The sequence below is a fragment of the Pseudomonas sp. NPDC089392 genome (assembly GCF_044749595.1).
Taxonomy (GTDB): domain Bacteria; phylum Pseudomonadota; class Gammaproteobacteria; order Pseudomonadales; family Pseudomonadaceae; genus Aquipseudomonas.
On the sequence record NZ_JBIVIF010000001.1, the window covers coordinates 39486 to 55638 of the forward strand.

Below are 16153 nucleotides of genomic sequence, written 5' to 3' on the forward strand. Positions count from 1 at the left end.
TCGGGCCAATTATGCCTGTGGGATTCGCGCGCGAACGCCTTGGCGCACGTCTCGATATCGCGTCGTACAAACAAGGCGGTCGCGCGCGCCTGGCACAGGAGGGACTGGCCCGAAACAAACGTAGGAGCGGCTTTAGCCGCGAAGCGCCGCGCGGGCGGCGCTCGATCTCACAGGCGCTGCAAATGTTATGGCAGGCACCTGGCCGCCTTAATGCACCCTCCAGCGCTGAACACCCGGAACGTTTCCGACAATCCTGGTCAAACCCTGTGTCCCGAACCCCTCGCCAGGTCATCAAAGAACTGCCCGAGCCATTCGGGTTACGACTTGGAAGCCACTGTTACAGGATTCGGGATGCTTGAATTAGTTGCCGCGTTTATCTGCCTGACCACCCTCCTCACCTATGTAAATTACCGTTTCATCGGCCTACCTCCCGCCATCGGCGTGATGGTCACGGCGTTGCTGTTCTCGTTGATGCTGCAGGGCCTGAGCCTGATCGGCTTCCCTGGCCTGGAAGCGCGCGTCGAAGGGCTGATGAACCAGATCGACTTCAACGACCTGCTGATGCACTGGATGCTGGCGTTCCTGCTGTTTGCCGGCGCCTTGCACGTCAACCTCACCGACCTGCGCAGCTACCGCTGGCCAATCGGCTTGCTGGCAACCGTCGGCGTGCTGATTGCCACCGTGGTCATCGGCTACCTGTCGCACTGGGTGTTTGCCATGTTCGGCTGGCAGGTGCCGCTGATCTACTGCCTGCTGTTCGGTGCGCTGATTTCGCCCACCGATCCGATTGCCGTGCTTGGCGCGCTGCGTACCGCCAACGCCCCCAAACCGCTGAAGACCACCATCGTTGGCGAGTCGCTGTTCAATGACGGCACGGCGGTGGTGGTGTTCACCGTGTTGCTGGGCATCATCCAGCTGGGTGAAACGCCAAGCATGACCGACACGGCGATCCTGTTCGCCCGCGAGGCCATTGGCGGTGTGGTGTTCGGCGGCCTGATCGGCTACGCCACCTACCGCATGATCAAGAGCGTCGAGCAGTACCAGGTCGAGGTCATGCTGACCCTGGCGCTGGTCATCGGTGGTTCGGCGATGTGCTACGAACTGCACGTTTCGGCGCCGATCGCCATGGTGGTAGCCGGCCTGATCATCGGCAACCTGGGCCGCAACCTGGCGATGAATGACATGACCCGACGCTACATGGACGGTTTCTGGGAGCTGATCGATGACATGCTCAACGCCCTGTTGTTCGCGCTGATCGGCCTGGAGCTGTTGCTGCTGCCGTTCAACTGGATGCACTTGGCGGCCGGCGGCGTGCTGGCGCTGGCGGTGTTGCTGTCGCGGTTGCTGACCGTGGCCCCGGCGATCGTGCTGCTGCGGCGCTGGCGCCCGGTGCCCAAAGGCACAGTACGGGTACTGACCTGGGGTGGCTTGCGTGGCGGGGTGTCGGTGGCCCTGGCGCTGTCGCTGCCATTGGGCGAGGAACGTGACCTGCTGCTGTCGATCACCTACATCGTGGTGCTGTCGTCGATTTTGGTGCAGGGGTTGAGCATTGGGCGGGTGGTGCGCAAGGTTAGCGAGCAGCCTTGAGATTTTGGGGCCGCTTTGCGGCCCATCGCGACACAAGGCCGCTCCTACAGGGGAACGCGATCTCCTGTAGGAGCGGGTTTATCGGGGCGCCGAACCGCCGCGAAGGGCTGCGCAGCAGCCCCAAGATGTTTATTCGACTGCAGAATCCGGGAACTGGTCCTGCACGTACTTGATCTCGGTTCGCCCATGCGCCGCCGGCAAGCCGTCTTCACCCAGGTTGACGAACACCATCTTGTCGACGGTCAGGATGCTCTTGCGGGTGATCTTGTTGCGCACTTCGCACTTGAGGGTGATCGAGGTGCGGCCAAACTCGGTGGCAGTGATGCCCAGCTCGATGATGTCGCCCTGGCGCGAAGCACTGACGAAGTTGATTTCCGACATGTACTTGGTCACCACGCGCTGGTTGCCCAGCTGGACGATGGCGTAGATCGCCGCTTCTTCGTCGATCCAGCGCAACAGGCTGCCACCGAACAGAGTGCCGTTGGGGTTGAGGTCTTCGGGTTTAACCCACTTGCGGGTGTGAAAGTTCATCTGTACTCCTGACCTGCTTGGCTAACGTGTAGCAATGATGGCAGAGCGGCCGCCATCGCTCCATTGAACATCGACTATCGTCGCGATTAATCGACAGAAAACCTTGGGCAACCCGGCCGGCGCGGCTATAATCTTCGCCGCTTTACATGGTTGCCCACAGCGGTGCCATGCCCGCCACCTGTCCGAGGGGCGCTGCAGCAGGCTAGGCCTGTCAGGCTCGGATGGGGCGTTGCTCGCTCTCGCGGGCGCTTAACGCACAACGGCGCCCATTCGCACACTACGAATGGAGGCTCTCATGAGCGCTGCAAACATGCCTGCTGGTTTTACCGATTTCAAAGTCGCCGACATCTCCCTGGCCGCCTGGGGCCGTCGCGAAACCATCATCGCCGAATCGGAAATGCCGGCACTGATGGGCCTGCGTCGCAAGTACCTGGCCGAGCAACCGCTCAAGGGTGCGAAGATCCTGGGCTGCATCCACATGACCATCCAGACCGCCGTGCTGATCGAAACCCTGGTTGCCCTGGGTGCCGAAGTGCGCTGGTCGTCCTGCAACATCTTCTCCACTCAAGACCAGGCCGCCGCCTCCATCGCCGCCGCCGGTATCCCGGTATTCGCCTGGAAAGGTGAAACCGAGGAAGAGTACGAGTGGTGCCTGGAGCAGACCATCCTGAAAGATGGCCAGCCATGGGACGCCAACATGATCCTCGACGACGGTGGCGACCTGACTGAACTGCTGCACAAGAAATACCCAGCCGTGCTGGACCGCGTACACGGCGTGACCGAAGAAACCACCACCGGCGTACACCGCCTGCTGGACATGCTGGCCAAGGGCGAGCTGAAAGTCCCGGCAATCAACGTCAACGACTCGGTCACCAAGAGCAAGAACGACAACAAGTACGGCTGCCGTCACAGCCTGAACGACGCCATCAAGCGCGGTACCGACCACCTGTTGTCGGGCAAGCAAGCCCTGGTGATCGGCTACGGTGACGTGGGCAAGGGCTCGGCCCAGTCCCTGCGCCAGGAAGGCATGATCGTCAAGGTCACCGAAGTTGACCCGATCTGCGCCATGCAGGCCTGCATGGACGGCTTCGAGCTGGTTTCGCCGTTCATCGACGGCATCAACGACGGCACCGAAGCCAGCATCGACAAGGCCCTGCTGGGCAAGATCGACCTGATCGTGACCACCACCGGTAACGTCAACGTCTGCGACGCCAACATGCTCAAGGCCCTGAAGAAGCGTGCCGTGGTCTGCAACATCGGCCACTTCGACAACGAGATCGACACCGCCTTCATGCGCAAGAATTGGGCCTGGGAAGAGGTCAAGCCGCAAGTGCACAAGATCCACCGCACCGGCGCTGGCAGCTTCGACCCGCAGAACGACGACTACCTGATCCTGCTGGCCGAGGGCCGCTTGGTCAACCTGGGTAACGCCACTGGCCACCCAAGCCGCATCATGGACGGTTCGTTCGCCAACCAGGTGCTGGCACAGATCTTCCTGTTCGAGCAGAAGTACGCTGACCTGTCGGCCGAGAAGAAAGCCGAGCGCCTGACCGTTGAAGTACTGCCAAAGAAGCTCGACGAAGAAGTGGCCCTGGAAATGGTCCGCGGCTTCGGCGGCGTGGTCACTCAGCTGACCAAACAGCAAGCCGACTACATCGGCGTGACCGTCGAAGGCCCGTTCAAGCCGCACGCTTACCGTTACTAAGCGGCAAGCCTGGGCTTCAAGCGGCAACGCTGCCGCTTGAAGCCCAGCCGCAGAATTCTTGAACGATGCCAAGCCAGATCGGCCTTCACCGATCTGGCTTTTACTTGCAGCTTGCCGCTTGAAGCCTGCTGCTAGAGGAACGCCTGATGTCACAAGAACGCCGCTACAGTTTCGAGTTCTTCCCGACCAAGACCGACGCCGGTCACGAAAAGCTGATGGGCGTCGCCCGCCAGCTGGCCACCTACAACCCGGACTTCTTCTCCTGCACCTACGGTGCCGGTGGCTCGACCCGCGACCGCACGCTGAACACCGTGCTGCAGCTGGAAAGCGAAGTGAAGGTGCCTGCCGCACCGCACCTGTCGTGCGTGGGCGACAGCAAGGACGATCTGCGCGCCCTGCTGGCCGAGTACAAGGCTGCAGGTATCAAGCGCATCGTCGCCCTGCGTGGCGACCTGCCGTCGGGCATGGGCATGGCCAGTGGCGAACTGCGCTACGCCAGCGACCTGGTCGAGTTCATCCGCCAGGAAACGGCTGATCACTTCCACCTGGAAGTCGCCGCCTACCCAGAAATGCACCCGCAGGCGCGCAACTTCGAGGCCGACCTGGGCAACTTCGTGCACAAGGTCAAGGCAGGTGCCGACAGCGCCATTACCCAGTACTTCTTCAACGCCGACAGCTACTTCTACTTTGTCGAGCGCGCACAGAAGCTGGGCGTGGACATCCCGGTGGTGCCCGGCATCATGCCGATCACCAACTACAGCAAGCTGGCCCGCTTCTCCGACGCCTGTGGCGCCGAGATCCCGCGCTGGATCCGCAAGCAGCTGGAAGCCTATGCCGACGACACCGCCAGCATCCAGGCATTCGGTGAAGAAGTAATCACCCGCATGTGCGAACAACTGCTGCAAGGCGGCGCACCGGGCCTGCACTTCTATACCTTGAACCAGGCCGAGCCGAGCTTGGCGATCTGGAACAACCTGAAGCTGCCGCGCTGAAACCTTTGGCAAAACCTGTTTAAGAAATGATTAAGGCTTTGGTCGTAGGCTAAAGCCTTGTTCATTTTCTGGTTACACAGGTCTTGCCATGCAGCATCCCCAGCCATCGCGCCCACAGCTCGTCTACCTGGCTTTTGGCCCGGCAACCTACCATCAGGAAGCCTGCTTCAGCATCGTCAGCGCCCTCGCCCAGCTGGGTAGCGCAGCTGGCGACGCCATGGATATCCAGGTCTACACCGACAATCCGCAGCCTTACGCCAGCCTGCCCGTAACCGTCCACCTGCTGGACGACGCCACGCGTCAGGCATGGAACGCCCCGCACGGTTATCACTTTCGCAGCAAGCATGTGCTGTTGCGCCAGGTGCTGCAGCAACACCCGCTGGCAGTGCTGATCGACACCGACACCTTCTTCCGCAAATCACCGTTGCAATTGTTCGCCCGGGTGGCGCCAGGCAAACTGCTGTGCAACGCCATCGGCCCCCGCTACGGGGCGAACCAGAAATGCCTGCTGTACAAGAACCTGCTGGCCGTTTTGCAGTCACGGGGCCTGGCCGATTGCCAGATGCCGCTGGTCAACTCCGGGGTGATCGGCCTCACGGCCGAAGACACCTGCACCCTGGACAGCTCGATCGCCCTGATGGACGAACTCCACCCCTTGGCTCGCGAAGCCTATACCCTCGAGGAATTCTGCCTGTCGGTGGCGGCCTACCGTAGGCTGGAACTGGCCGAGTGCACCGATGTCATCCACCACTACTGGAGCCGCAAGGCGCAATTCCGCGCCAAGATCCAGGCCTGGCTGCGCAAGCATGGCCATGACCCGCTAAGCCACGCGGCGCTGGCCGACGTTGCCCTGGTCAACGACCAGCTGCCACGGCCGCCGGCCTTGCAACGCCTGGGCTACAAGGCGCTGAGCCTGACCCTGCCCAGCCACGAGCGCCAGTTTGCCCGCGAGCTGCTGTATGGCTGCTACCCCTACCCCAATGAATTCGACCGCGCCTGCGCGTCGGCCTGGTGGGACAAGGCCCTGGAAAACCTCAATGCCCGCCATGGCCGCATCGAGCCCGAACGGCTGCGCCAGTGCCTGCGTCATCCGGGGTTGCGCTTGTCGCTGGGCGAGCGGCGCAAGGATGTCGAAGCGCATCTGTTGAGAACTTCCCACTCTTGAGTGGACCTGTGCCGGCCTCTTCGCGGGTAAACCCGCTCCCACAGGGGTTATGCGGTCCTCGTGGGAGCGGGTTTACCCGCGAAGAGGCCGGCACAGGAGAACACCATCTCCTCTGGCCTTGCCCTGGCCGAGCGCGTAACCTCCGGCCATGCCACACATCTCCCGGCTGTCCTGGATCCTGCTGCTCGCCTGCCTGAGCCCGTTGGCCCTGGGCGAGCGCTTGCGCCTGGTAACCGACGACTGGGCACCCTATGTATTCCAGCACAACGGCCAGCCGCGCGGCATCGACTACGAAGTCGCCACTGAAATCTTCGCCCGCCTGGGCATCGAGGTGGAATGGCAGTTCCTGCCGTGGAAACGCTGCCTGGCAATGGCTGAGCAGGGCCAGGCCGATGGCATTCTCGACATCTTCCAGACCGACGCGCGCCAACCCTACCTGGTGTATGGCTCCGAGCCCATGTCGGAGGTCGAATTCGTCCTGTTCCAAAGCCGCTCGCGTCGCCATGCCGTCACCCACCTGGACGACCTTGCCGGCCTCACCATCGGCACATCGCCGGGCTACGCCTACGGCCCGGCGTTCACCGAGGCACCGAGCTTCAAGCGCGAAGCCGCGCCCACCCACGAAGCCAACTTCGGCAAGCTGATACTGGGGCGTATCGACCTGGCCATCACCGACCGCAGGGTCGGGCACTACCTGCTGCACCAGCTGGGCCTGCAACAACAGGTCGAGCAACTGCCGCTGGTGATCAGCCGCCAGGCGCAATACCTCGGCCTGGTGCGCAAGCCCGGGCGCGAAGCACTGGCCGTGGCCTTTGCAGAAGAACTGCGGCGTTTCAAGCAGGAACCGGCCTTTGCTGCGATCAGCAACCGTTACACAGGCGACATTGGAAACATTCTCAACGCCGTTGAGCAGCAGGAAAGCAGCACAGCGCGTTAGCTCTGTTATACTCGGGCCTTCCCGCCCGGCTCACGCCCGGACGCTCGGCCTCGCAACAGGCATCCCGATCGGCACCGACGCCCCTTCGCGTCCACCCTCCGTTTCCCGGATGTGCAGTGCAAGCCAGCTGGACCGGACGCGATCGCATCCCACCGATGCCCGTCGCGCCAGGCAGAACTTCCCAAACGGGCCCAGCCCACACGAGAACAGGATCGCCCATGTCCTTTGCTTCCCTCGGTCTCTCCGAGGCTCTTGTCCGCGCTATCGAGGCTGCGGGCTATACCCAGCCGACCCCCGTGCAACAGCGGGCAATTCCCGCCGTGTTGCAAGGCCGCGACCTGATGGTTGCCGCACAGACAGGTACTGGTAAAACCGGCGGCTTCGCCCTGCCGATTCTCGAGCGCCTGTTCCCGGCCGGCCACCCCGACAAGTCGCAGCGTCACGGCCCGCGCCAGCCTCGCGTGCTGGTCCTGACCCCGACCCGCGAACTGGCAGCCCAGGTGCATGACAGCTTCAAGGTCTATGCCCGTGACCTGCCACTGGTCAGCGCCTGCATCTTCGGCGGCGTTGGCATGAACCCGCAGATCCAGGCCATTGCCAAGGGTGTAGACGTGCTGGTCGCCTGCCCGGGCCGCCTGCTCGACCTGGCCGGCCAAGGTAAAGTTGACCTGGCCCACGTGGAAATCCTGGTCCTGGACGAAGCCGACCGCATGCTCGACATGGGCTTCATCCATGACGTCAAGAAGGTCCTGGCCCGCTTGCCGGCCAAGCGCCAGAACCTGTTGTTCTCGGCCACCTTCTCCAAGGACATCACCGACCTCGCCGACAAGCTCCTGCACAACCCGGAGCGTATCGAGGTCACCCCGCCGAACACTACCGTCGAGCGTATCGAGCAGCGCGTCTACCGCCTGCCCGCCAGCCACAAGCGCGCGCTGCTGGCGCACCTGATCACCCTGGGTGCCTGGGAACAGGTGCTGGTGTTCACCCGCACCAAGCACGGCGCCAACCGCCTGGCCGAGTACCTTGAAAAGCACGGCCTGAGCGCCGCCGCGATTCACGGCAACAAGAGCCAGAACGCCCGCACCAAGGCCCTGGCCGACTTCAAGGCCAACAGCGTACGCGTACTGGTTGCCACCGACATCGCTGCCCGTGGCCTGGACATCGACCAGCTGCCCCACGTGGTCAACTTCGAGCTGCCGAACGTCGAGGAAGACTACGTTCACCGCATTGGCCGTACCGGCCGTGCCGGCCGTTCGGGCGAGGCCATTTCCATGGTCGCGCCGGATGAAGAGAAGCTGCTCAAGAGCATTGAGCGGGTGACCAAGCAGAAGATCCCGGACGGCGACCTGATGGGCTTTGATGCCAGCCAGGTAGAAGCCGAAAAACCTGAAGTGCGCGAGCGCCCGCAGAACAATGGCCGTGGCGGCCGCAACCAGCAGCCACGCGGCGAAGGCAGCAAAGACGCCAACGGCGGCCGCAAGGACAAGGGCAAGGATAAAGGCAAGGCTAAGCAGCAAGCTGCGGAAAAGCCGGCCGAGAAGGAAAAGAGCGGCGACAAGCAACAGCAGCAGCGCAAGCCGCGTGACAAGAAACCGCGCCAGCAGCAACAGCAGCAGGCCAGTAGCAGCTTACCGAAAGTAGCCACAGACCGTGATCCGGAAGAGTTCCTGGACGACGACGTAGACAACTTCGGTAACCGTGCCGATTACGTCAGCCCGTACCAGGGCAAGAACCAGGGTCGCAATCGCCGCCCAGGTGGTGGTGCCGGCCAAGGTCAGGGCCAAAGCCAAGGTACCGGGCAACGCAGTAACGCTGGGGGCCAGGGCCAAGCTCGCAATGGCGGCCAGCAGCGCAGTGGCGGTACCGGTGGTGGTGGCGAAAAACGCCCGGCCCGCGCCAACAACGGTGGCGGTGCCCGTCGTGATGGTGGCGGCGCTGGCCGTGGCCGCCCGGCCCGTGACGATGCAGCCCGGCAAGAGCCGGCCGTGCGCAACCCACGCCAGCCGGAAAAACAGCCGGTGATCATCCGCAAGGAATCCAAGCTCGACCGTTACCCGACGCCAGAGCAGCTGGATGACCTGCCAAGCCGCCCGCGTGGCGAGCGCCCGGCCTTGCTGACCCGAAAAGGCTAAGCCTGGGGCAGCCTGTGCTGGCCCTATCGCCGGCAAGCCAGCTCCTACAGGAAATCACTGCCTTTAGGGCCTGTGGTATTCCTGTGGAAGCCCGGCTTGCCGGCGATAGGGCCCTCGAAGGGGAACAAAAACGCCGCCCAATGGGCGGCGTTTTTTATTGCCAAAGCAATACTTACTTCTGCTTCACACCTTCAACACTGATATCCAGGTCCAGGGTCTGCGAAGTAGCGCCCGGTCCTTTGATGCCGAAATCGTTCAGGTTCAGCGTGGTGGTGGCGTTGAAGCCAGCGCGCTCACCGCCCCATGGGTCTTTGCCTTCACCGTTGAAGGTGGCCTTGAAGGTGACCGGCTTGGTCACGCCGTGCATGGTCAGGTCGCCGGTCACGTCAGCAGTCTTGTCGCCAGTCGACTTGACGCTGGTGGAGACGAACTTGGCTTCCGGGTATTTCTTCACGTCGAGGAAGTCGGCGCTGGCGATGTGCTTGTCACGCTCGGCGTGGTTCGACCACAGGCTAGCGGTTTTCAGGTCGACATTGATCTTGCTGGCTTCAGGCTTGGCGCTGTCCCAGCTGAAGTCGCCTTTGAATTCCTTGAAGGTACCGTGGATGAAGCTGTAGCCCAGGTGGCTGATTTTCCAGTCAACGAACGCGTGCTGGCCTTCAGTGTCGATCTTGTACTCGGCAGCCATGACCTGGCCGGCGGAGAGCAAAGCGGTACCGAGCGCCAGAGCGGCAAAAGTCTTTTTCAACATCCTGTTCCTTCCTATGCAATTGAGGTTGAGAGTCAAGCTTTGCGGCCCAGCATGCGGGTCAGGGTCGCGTCACGGTCGATGAAATGGTGCTTGAGCGCTGCCAGGGCATGCAGCACGGCAAAAATCACCAGGCCCCAGGCCAGCCAGAGATGAATCACGCCAGCCACGTCTGCCTGGTCGGGCAGGTCGCTGATCAGGGCCGGTACTTCGAACAGGCCGAACACCGGAATGCCGACGCCGTCGGCGGTGGAAATCAGGTAACCAGCGCCCATCACGGCAAACAGCCCGCCATAAAGCGCCAAATGGCCCAACTTGGCCGCCATGCGAGTGAATGCGCCGTGGTTGGCCGGTGCCGGTGGTGGCGGGCTGATAAAGCGCCAGACCACCCGCAGCAGCATCACCGCCAGCAGCACCAGGCCTATGCTCTTGTGCAGGTCCGGGCCGGCCTTGCGCCAAGGGCTGTAGTAGTCGAGGCCGACCATCCACAGGCCCAGGCCGAACAGGCCGAATACCGCCAAAGCCACGCCCCAGTGCAGGACGATGCTGACCACGCCGTAGCGAGAAGGTGAATTGCGCAGTTGCATGTTGACGTGTTTCCCCGTGAAAGCTGAGCACAGACTAACGCGTAACGTATCGAATAAAAGCGGAAAAAATTGCTTCGGATTATCGAGAAATCCGATATGTATTCTGTAACCTTCCCATTAAGGAAACATTAACGATAGACGGAGAGTTCGTGGTTGTCAGTGCCGGCCTCTTCGCGGGTAAACCCGCCCCTACACAGGACGGCGCGGTCCTGTGTGTAGGAGCGGGTTTACCCGCGAAAGGGCCGGCACTGTCAATAGATCAACCAGCCTTGGCCTGGGTATTGGCCACAGCTTTCTTGGCCGGTTCAGACTTGGCAGTTGCCTTCTTGGTCTCGGCAGGCTTGTGCGCAGGCTTGTGCGCCGGCGCATGCTTGGCCGGGGCCGCCTTGGTCGCTGCTGGCTTGGCCGCCGCCTCCTTGACCACAGGTGCTGGTGCAACCGCAGCCGGCGCAGCTTGTGGTGCTGGCGCTGGCGCAGGGACTGGCGCTACTTCTTCAGCCTTGGCAATCGGCTCGGCTTTCACCTCAGGCTGGTCCGCGCCACCAAACAGGCGCGAGAAGAACCCACCCTTGCTCTGCTTGGCCGCCACCGCCCCTGCCGCCGCAGCTGCGGCAACCGGTGCAGCCTTGGCCGGGTCGAACGACTTGCCGGCCAGCAGGTCCTGTGCCTGGCTGGCGGCGCGCTGGCCACTGCGCAGGGCGCCTTCCAAAGTGCCCGGATAGAGGGCGTCGGTGTGCTCACCGGCAAAGGTGATCCGCTGCACCGGGCGCTCCCACAGGCGCCAGAACTTGCTGATCTGCCCCGGGCCATAGGCCAGGTAGGCGCCGCCGGTGCCGGCGTCGGTGCTGTAGCGTTTGACCTCGTAGCCAGTGAACGAGCCACGGGCCTGCGGGTAGAACGCATGCAGGCGGATCAATACCTGGTCGACCATCTGCTTGTCGCCGAAGGCCTGCAGCAGGCGGGCGTTGTCGCCAGACAGGTTGATCACCACGTTGGCACCGCCCTTGAGCGCCGGCTCGATCCACAGCATGCCGAGGCCGGCGTTACTGAAGATTTCGCCCGACATACGTGCGCGGCTTTCCCACACTGGCTTGTTGAACTTGAGCATCAGCTGGTCGCGCCAGCCATAGTTGGTGCCTTTGAGCGCCGCCAGGTGCTGGCTGTCCAGGCCTGGGGTCATCTGGATCTTGGCCAAGGCGCGCAGCGGCACGGCCAAGACCAGGTAATCGGCCTGGTAGCTGGTGCTGCCGACCTTGACCGAGACGCCGTCCTTGTCCTGGACGATGGCGGTTACCGGCGAACTGGTCTTGATGGTCTTCAGTTGCTTGACGAAGGCCTGGGCCAGCACCGGGCTGCCACCGGGCAGGCGCGCGGCACGCAGGTCGCGGTCGCTGACGCCGCGGTACACGCGGTTCTGCTGGGCGAAGTACAGCAGCGACAGGCGCGACGGCTCATCGTAGCGGGTACGGATCTGCTGGTTGATTAGCTGACGGGCAGTGGTTGGCAGTTGCAGCTTGTCCAGCCAGGTGGAAACGTTGATCTGGTCGAGGGCAAACAGTGTACTGGTGGCCTGCGGGTTCAACGGGTCGTCGATCGAGCGTGCCAGGTCGTCGAGGGTTTTTTCGTAACGTTTGAGCGCTTCGGCGGTAGCCGGCTGCTTGGTGGCCAGGTCGGTGGCGCTGAAGTACTCACCGTCGATCAGGTAACCGGGGGTACGCACAAACTCCGGTGCCGGCAGTGTTTCAAGCTTGAAACGGTCGAGGTACTGGTTAAGCACCGGCTGTGCCTTGGCGTTGCCGATCCACTCGCTGGTCGCCAGGCCTGAGCGCCCGCCCATGCCTGACTTGGCTTCCAGAAGCGTCACTTGCCAGCCTTTGTTCTGCAGCTCATACGCTGCAGTCAGGCCTGCCAGGCCGCCACCCACCACGATCGCGGTGGGGATCTTGTCCTTTGCCAGCGCGGCGCCGCTGGACACACCAATCAATACCAACGCGCACAGGCGCACCCAAGCAGCAGCCATGTCGGCGAACTCCGAGTCAGGGGTTACAGAAGCGGGGAGAGGCAGGAATGCCCCGGGAGAGATGCGTTAAGAATACGTCAGGTCCGCCGACCCTGCCAGCGCAGTGACATCAAGTGCCTTTGGCAACTGACATTTTTACCAGTAGCGGTGTCACACGGCGGCAGGCGAAGCTGGGGAAGATGGCCAGAAGCCCCGCCAGGAGGGCACGCGCATGATCTTCGAGGAGCAGTTCCAACACGTTGAACGGCAGTTTCTTTGGCACAAACAAACATTACACACCACCTCAGGTGTGAGTTTCCGCTCCAACAGCACGTCCTGGATCGGCTTTCATGAAGCCTTCAAGGGCGAGGACGGTACCGAACTGGTGATTGGCGAACACAGCGAGATCGTGATCAATTTCGACCAGGAGGTCGAATGCCTGCGCCTGGAGTACTACGTTGTCAGCGACTTTCTCTGCGATGAGCTGAACATGCTGTTCGATACCGAAAGTCATGACTACGACATGGTTACCCCGTCCCCGCGCAACTTCTATTGGCTCACCCTGGAAGGCAGCGGCTTCCGCGACCTGCGCCCCGGCCCCATCGCCACCCACCCCTACCACCAGGTGATTGACGGACCATTCCGGCGCCTGACCATCTCCACTTCCCACGCAGGCACCGTACACATCCGCAAGCTTGAATGGACCGGCACCCGCCGCCATTGAACCGCGGCGGTTGTCCTGCCCTGCGGCATTGCTTAGGCTTACGCGGTCGAACCACGCCGCAAAGCCAGGAGAAGTGCCCATGGGCCTGAATGATCAGTGGATGCAACGTGACCTAAAGGTCCTGTGGCACCCCTGCACCCAGATGAAAGACCACGAGCAGCTGCCGCTGATCCCGATCAGGCGCGGCGAAGGCGTGTGGCTGGAGGACTTCGAAGGCAAGCGCTACCTGGATGCGGTGAGCAGCTGGTGGGTCAACGTGTTTGGCCATGCCAACCCGCGCATCAACCAGCGCATCAAGGACCAGGTCGACCAGCTGGAGCATGTGATCCTCGCCGGTTTCAGCCACCAACCGGTGATCGAGCTGTCCGAGCGCCTGGTGGCCATGACCCCGGCCGGGCTCGACCGGGTGTTCTACGCCGACAATGGCTCGTCGTGCATCGAAGTGGCGCTGAAGATGAGCTTCCATTACTGGCAGAACGTCGGCAAGCCAGACAAAAAGCGCTTCGTCACCCTGACCAACAGCTACCACGGCGAAACCATCGCCGCCATGTCGGTCGGTGATGTGCCGCTGTTCACCGAAACCTACAAGGCGCTGCTGCTCGACACCCTCAAGGTGCCCAGCCCTGACTGCTACCTGCGCCCCGAAGGCATGGGCTGGGAAGAGCACTCGCGCAACATGTTCCAGGCCATGGAACAGACCCTGGCCGAGCACCACGCCTCGATCAGCGCGGTGATCGTCGAGCCGCTGATCCAGGGCGCCGGCGGCATGCGCATGTACCACCCGGTGTACCTCAAGCTGCTGCGCGAGGCCTGCGACCGCTACGACGTGCACCTGATCCACGACGAGATCGCCGTGGGCTTCGGCCGCACCGGCACGATGTTCGCCTGCGAACAGGCCGGCATCCGCCCCGATTTCCTGTGCCTGTCCAAGGCCCTGACCGGCGGCTACCTGCCGCTGGCCGCCTGCCTGACCACCGACAAGGTGTACCAGGCGTTCTATGACGACTACCCGACCCTGCGCGCGTTCCTGCACTCGCACAGCTACACCGGCAACCCGCTGGCTTGTGCTGCCGCGCTGGCGACGCTGGACATCTTCGAACAGGACAATGTGATCGAGGCCAACAAGGCCCTGGCCACGCGCATGGCCACGGCCACCGCGCACCTGGCCGATCATGCGCATGTGGCCGAAATCCGCCAGACCGGTATGGCCTTGGCCATCGAGATGGTCCAGGACAAGGCCGGCAAGGTCGCCTACCCCTGGCAGGAGCGGCGTGGCCTGAAGGTGTTCGAGCATGCCCTGAGCCGTGGTGCCCTGCTGCGCCCGCTGGGCAGCGTGGTGTACTTCCTGCCGCCGTATGTCATCACGCCGGAGCAGATCGACTTCCTGGCCGAGGTGGCCAGCGAAGGCATCGACATCGCCACCCGCGATAGCGTCAGCGTGGCCGTGCCGGCCAACTTCCACCCCGACTTCCGCGACCCGGGCTAGGCCCGAGAGTCCGCCGCCGACCCCTTGTAGGAGCGGGTTTACCCGCGAATGCGTCGGTCAGTCCACCATCGCATTCGCGGGTAAACCCGCTCCTACAACGGTCACCTGATCCCTTTCGTCCGAGCAAACCCATGAGATTGTCCCGCTTTTTCATCGACGCCCCCCTGAGCCTTGGCGAGCACGACCTGCCTGAAGCCCAGGCCCATTATATCGGCCGTGTGCTGCGCATGGCCCCCGGCGACGCCGTGCAGCTGTTCGACGGCAGCGGCCAGGAATACCTCGGCCAGTTGCTCGAAGTCGGCAAGAAAACCGTACGCGTCAGCCTCGACCAGGCCCTCGCCGGCCAGGCCGACTCCCCCCTGCACGTCCACCTCGGCCAGGGCCTGTCCCGTGGCGAGCGCATGGACTGGGCAATCCAGAAGGCCACCGAGCTGGGCGCCAACGAAATCACCCCGATCGTCAGCGAACGCTGCGAAGTGCGGCTGAAGGACGAGCGCGCCGACAAGCGCCTGGCCCACTGGCGCCAGGTAGCGATCAGCGCCTGCGAACAATGCGGCCGCTCGACCTTGCCGGTCATCCACCCGCCAGTCACCCTGGCTGAATGGCTGAGCAGCAGCAAAGCAGACCTGAAACTGGTCCTGCACCCGGTAGCCGAGCCCCTTACCAGCCATGAAAAGCCTGCGACCCTGGCCTTCCTGATCGGCCCCGAAGGCGGCCTGAGCGAGGCGGAGGTGGAGCAGGCCAAGGCCGCCGGCTTCCACGCCGCACGCCTCGGCCCACGCGTGCTGCGCACCGAGACCGCGCCAGTGGTAGCGCTGTCGGTGGCGCAACAGTTGTGGGGCGACTTTTAACTAGCGCACGTAGAACGACACCGCCACGAAGTGCATGAGGCTGCCGACAATCACGAACAGGTGCCAGATGCCATGCGCGTGGCGCAAGCGGCTGTCGAGGGCAAAGAAGATGATGCCGACGGTGTAGAACACTCCGCCGGCGACCAACCAGGCAAAGCCGGCGCTGCCCAGCGATTGCAGCAACGGCTTGACCGCTACCAGCACGATCCAGCCCATTACCGCATAGATGATGATCGACAGGACCCGCGCCTCGGAGCGCGGCTTGATCTCCTGCAGCATGCCGATCACCGCCAGCCCCCAGACCACGCCGAACAGGCTCCAGCCCCAGGGGCCGCGCAGGCTGACCAGGCAGAACGGCGTGTAGCTGCCGGCGATCAGCAGGTAGATCGACAGGTGATCGAGCTTGCGCATGATCACCTTCGCCCGCCCGCGGGTGCTGTGGTACAGGGTGGAAATGCTGTACAGCAACAGCAGGGTACTGCCGTAGATGGAGAAGCTGACGATCTTCCATGGGTCGCCCTGCAGGCCCGCGACCACGATCAGCCAGATGGCACCGATACAGGCCAGGACGGCACCGACCAAGTGGGTCCAGGCGTTGAAGCGTTCACCGTAATACATGCAAACACAGACCTCCTGAGGTGGGCTGGGTTCCTGTGCCGGTCTGTTCCGGCCCTTTCGCGGGTAAACCCGCTCCTACACGGGTTACGCA

At 63.0% G+C, this 16153-nt stretch carries 14 protein-coding genes and 1 riboswitch; of the genes, 9 read left to right on the forward strand and 5 right to left on the reverse strand.

Annotated elements, in window-relative coordinates; translation table 11 throughout:
- The first annotated feature begins 351 nt into the window (after positions 1-351).
- Positions 352-1587, forward strand: coding sequence for a cation:proton antiporter (locus ACIP1G_RS00155; RefSeq protein WP_400732429.1), 1236 nt, complete (start codon positions 352-354; stop codon positions 1585-1587).
- 129 nt (positions 1588-1716) lie between these two features.
- Here the strand turns inward: ACIP1G_RS00155 and ACIP1G_RS00160 are convergent, their stop codons facing one another.
- On the reverse strand, positions 1717-2118 hold the full coding sequence (locus ACIP1G_RS00160; protein WP_012274534.1) for an acyl-CoA thioesterase: 402 nt from the start codon (positions 2116-2118) through the stop codon (positions 1717-1719).
- 178 nt (positions 2119-2296) lie between these two features.
- Positions 2297-2393: riboswitch (S-adenosyl-L-homocysteine riboswitch) on the forward strand.
- Between the two features lie 20 nt (positions 2394-2413).
- Here ACIP1G_RS00160 and ahcY point away from each other — a divergent pair.
- The 5 genes from ahcY to ACIP1G_RS00185 all read left to right on the forward strand — a co-directional run bounded on the left by ahcY (position 2414) and on the right by ACIP1G_RS00185 (position 9049).
- Positions 2414-3823: an adenosylhomocysteinase gene (ahcY, locus tag ACIP1G_RS00165; protein ID WP_400732432.1), complete on the forward strand. Its 1410-nt coding sequence runs from the start codon at positions 2414-2416 to the stop codon at positions 3821-3823.
- Positions 3824-3969: 146 nt separating this feature from the next.
- Entirely contained in the window at positions 3970-4815 is an 846-nt protein-coding gene (gene metF / locus ACIP1G_RS00170; protein ID WP_400732434.1) for a methylenetetrahydrofolate reductase [NAD(P)H], read from the forward strand.
- Positions 4816-4903: 88 nt separating this feature from the next.
- Positions 4904-5980 (forward strand): hypothetical protein, encoded by a 1077-nt coding sequence (locus tag ACIP1G_RS00175; protein ID WP_400732437.1) that lies wholly within the window; start codon positions 4904-4906, stop codon positions 5978-5980.
- 148 nt (positions 5981-6128) lie between these two features.
- Positions 6129-6917 (forward strand): substrate-binding periplasmic protein, encoded by a 789-nt coding sequence (locus ACIP1G_RS00180; protein WP_400732440.1) that lies wholly within the window; start codon positions 6129-6131, stop codon positions 6915-6917.
- Between the two features lie 218 nt (positions 6918-7135).
- Entirely contained in the window at positions 7136-9049 is a 1914-nt protein-coding gene (locus ACIP1G_RS00185; protein WP_400732442.1) for a DEAD/DEAH box helicase, read from the forward strand.
- Between the two features lie 172 nt (positions 9050-9221).
- Here ACIP1G_RS00185 and ACIP1G_RS00190 read toward each other — a convergent pair whose 3' ends face one another.
- The 3 genes from ACIP1G_RS00190 to ACIP1G_RS00200 form a co-directional block, all read right to left on the reverse strand.
- Positions 9222-9800 (reverse strand): YceI family protein, encoded by a 579-nt coding sequence (locus tag ACIP1G_RS00190; RefSeq protein WP_400732445.1) that lies wholly within the window; start codon positions 9798-9800, stop codon positions 9222-9224.
- Positions 9801-9832: 32 nt separating this feature from the next.
- A complete protein-coding gene (locus tag ACIP1G_RS00195; protein ID WP_400732447.1) occupies positions 9833-10384 on the reverse strand; it encodes a cytochrome b in 552 nt (183 codons plus the stop codon).
- Between the two features lie 259 nt (positions 10385-10643).
- Positions 10644-12404 carry a flavin monoamine oxidase family protein gene (locus ACIP1G_RS00200; RefSeq protein ID WP_400732448.1) on the reverse strand — a complete coding sequence of 587 codons (1761 nt, stop codon included), beginning with the start codon at positions 12402-12404 and terminating at the stop codon, positions 10644-10646.
- A gap of 211 nt (positions 12405-12615) precedes the next feature.
- Here ACIP1G_RS00200 and ACIP1G_RS00205 point away from each other — a divergent pair, with 211 nt between their 5' ends.
- The 3 genes from ACIP1G_RS00205 to ACIP1G_RS00215 all read left to right on the forward strand — a co-directional run bounded on the left by ACIP1G_RS00205 (position 12616) and on the right by ACIP1G_RS00215 (position 15444).
- Positions 12616-13107, forward strand: a complete 492-nt coding sequence (locus tag ACIP1G_RS00205) for a hypothetical protein (protein WP_400732451.1) — start codon at positions 12616-12618, stop codon at positions 13105-13107.
- 79 nt (positions 13108-13186) lie between these two features.
- Entirely contained in the window at positions 13187-14593 is a 1407-nt protein-coding gene (locus ACIP1G_RS00210) for an adenosylmethionine--8-amino-7-oxononanoate transaminase (protein WP_400732454.1), read from the forward strand.
- A gap of 131 nt (positions 14594-14724) precedes the next feature.
- Positions 14725-15444 carry a 16S rRNA (uracil(1498)-N(3))-methyltransferase gene (locus ACIP1G_RS00215; RefSeq protein WP_400732456.1) on the forward strand — a complete coding sequence of 240 codons (720 nt, stop codon included), beginning with the start codon at positions 14725-14727 and terminating at the stop codon, positions 15442-15444.
- On the opposite strand, the gene ACIP1G_RS00220 is transcribed toward ACIP1G_RS00215, so the two are convergent.
- A complete protein-coding gene (locus ACIP1G_RS00220; RefSeq protein WP_400732459.1) occupies positions 15445-16062 on the reverse strand; it encodes a hemolysin III family protein in 618 nt (205 codons plus the stop codon). It abuts the gene before it with no gap.
- Between the last annotated feature and the right edge of the window lie 91 nt (positions 16063-16153).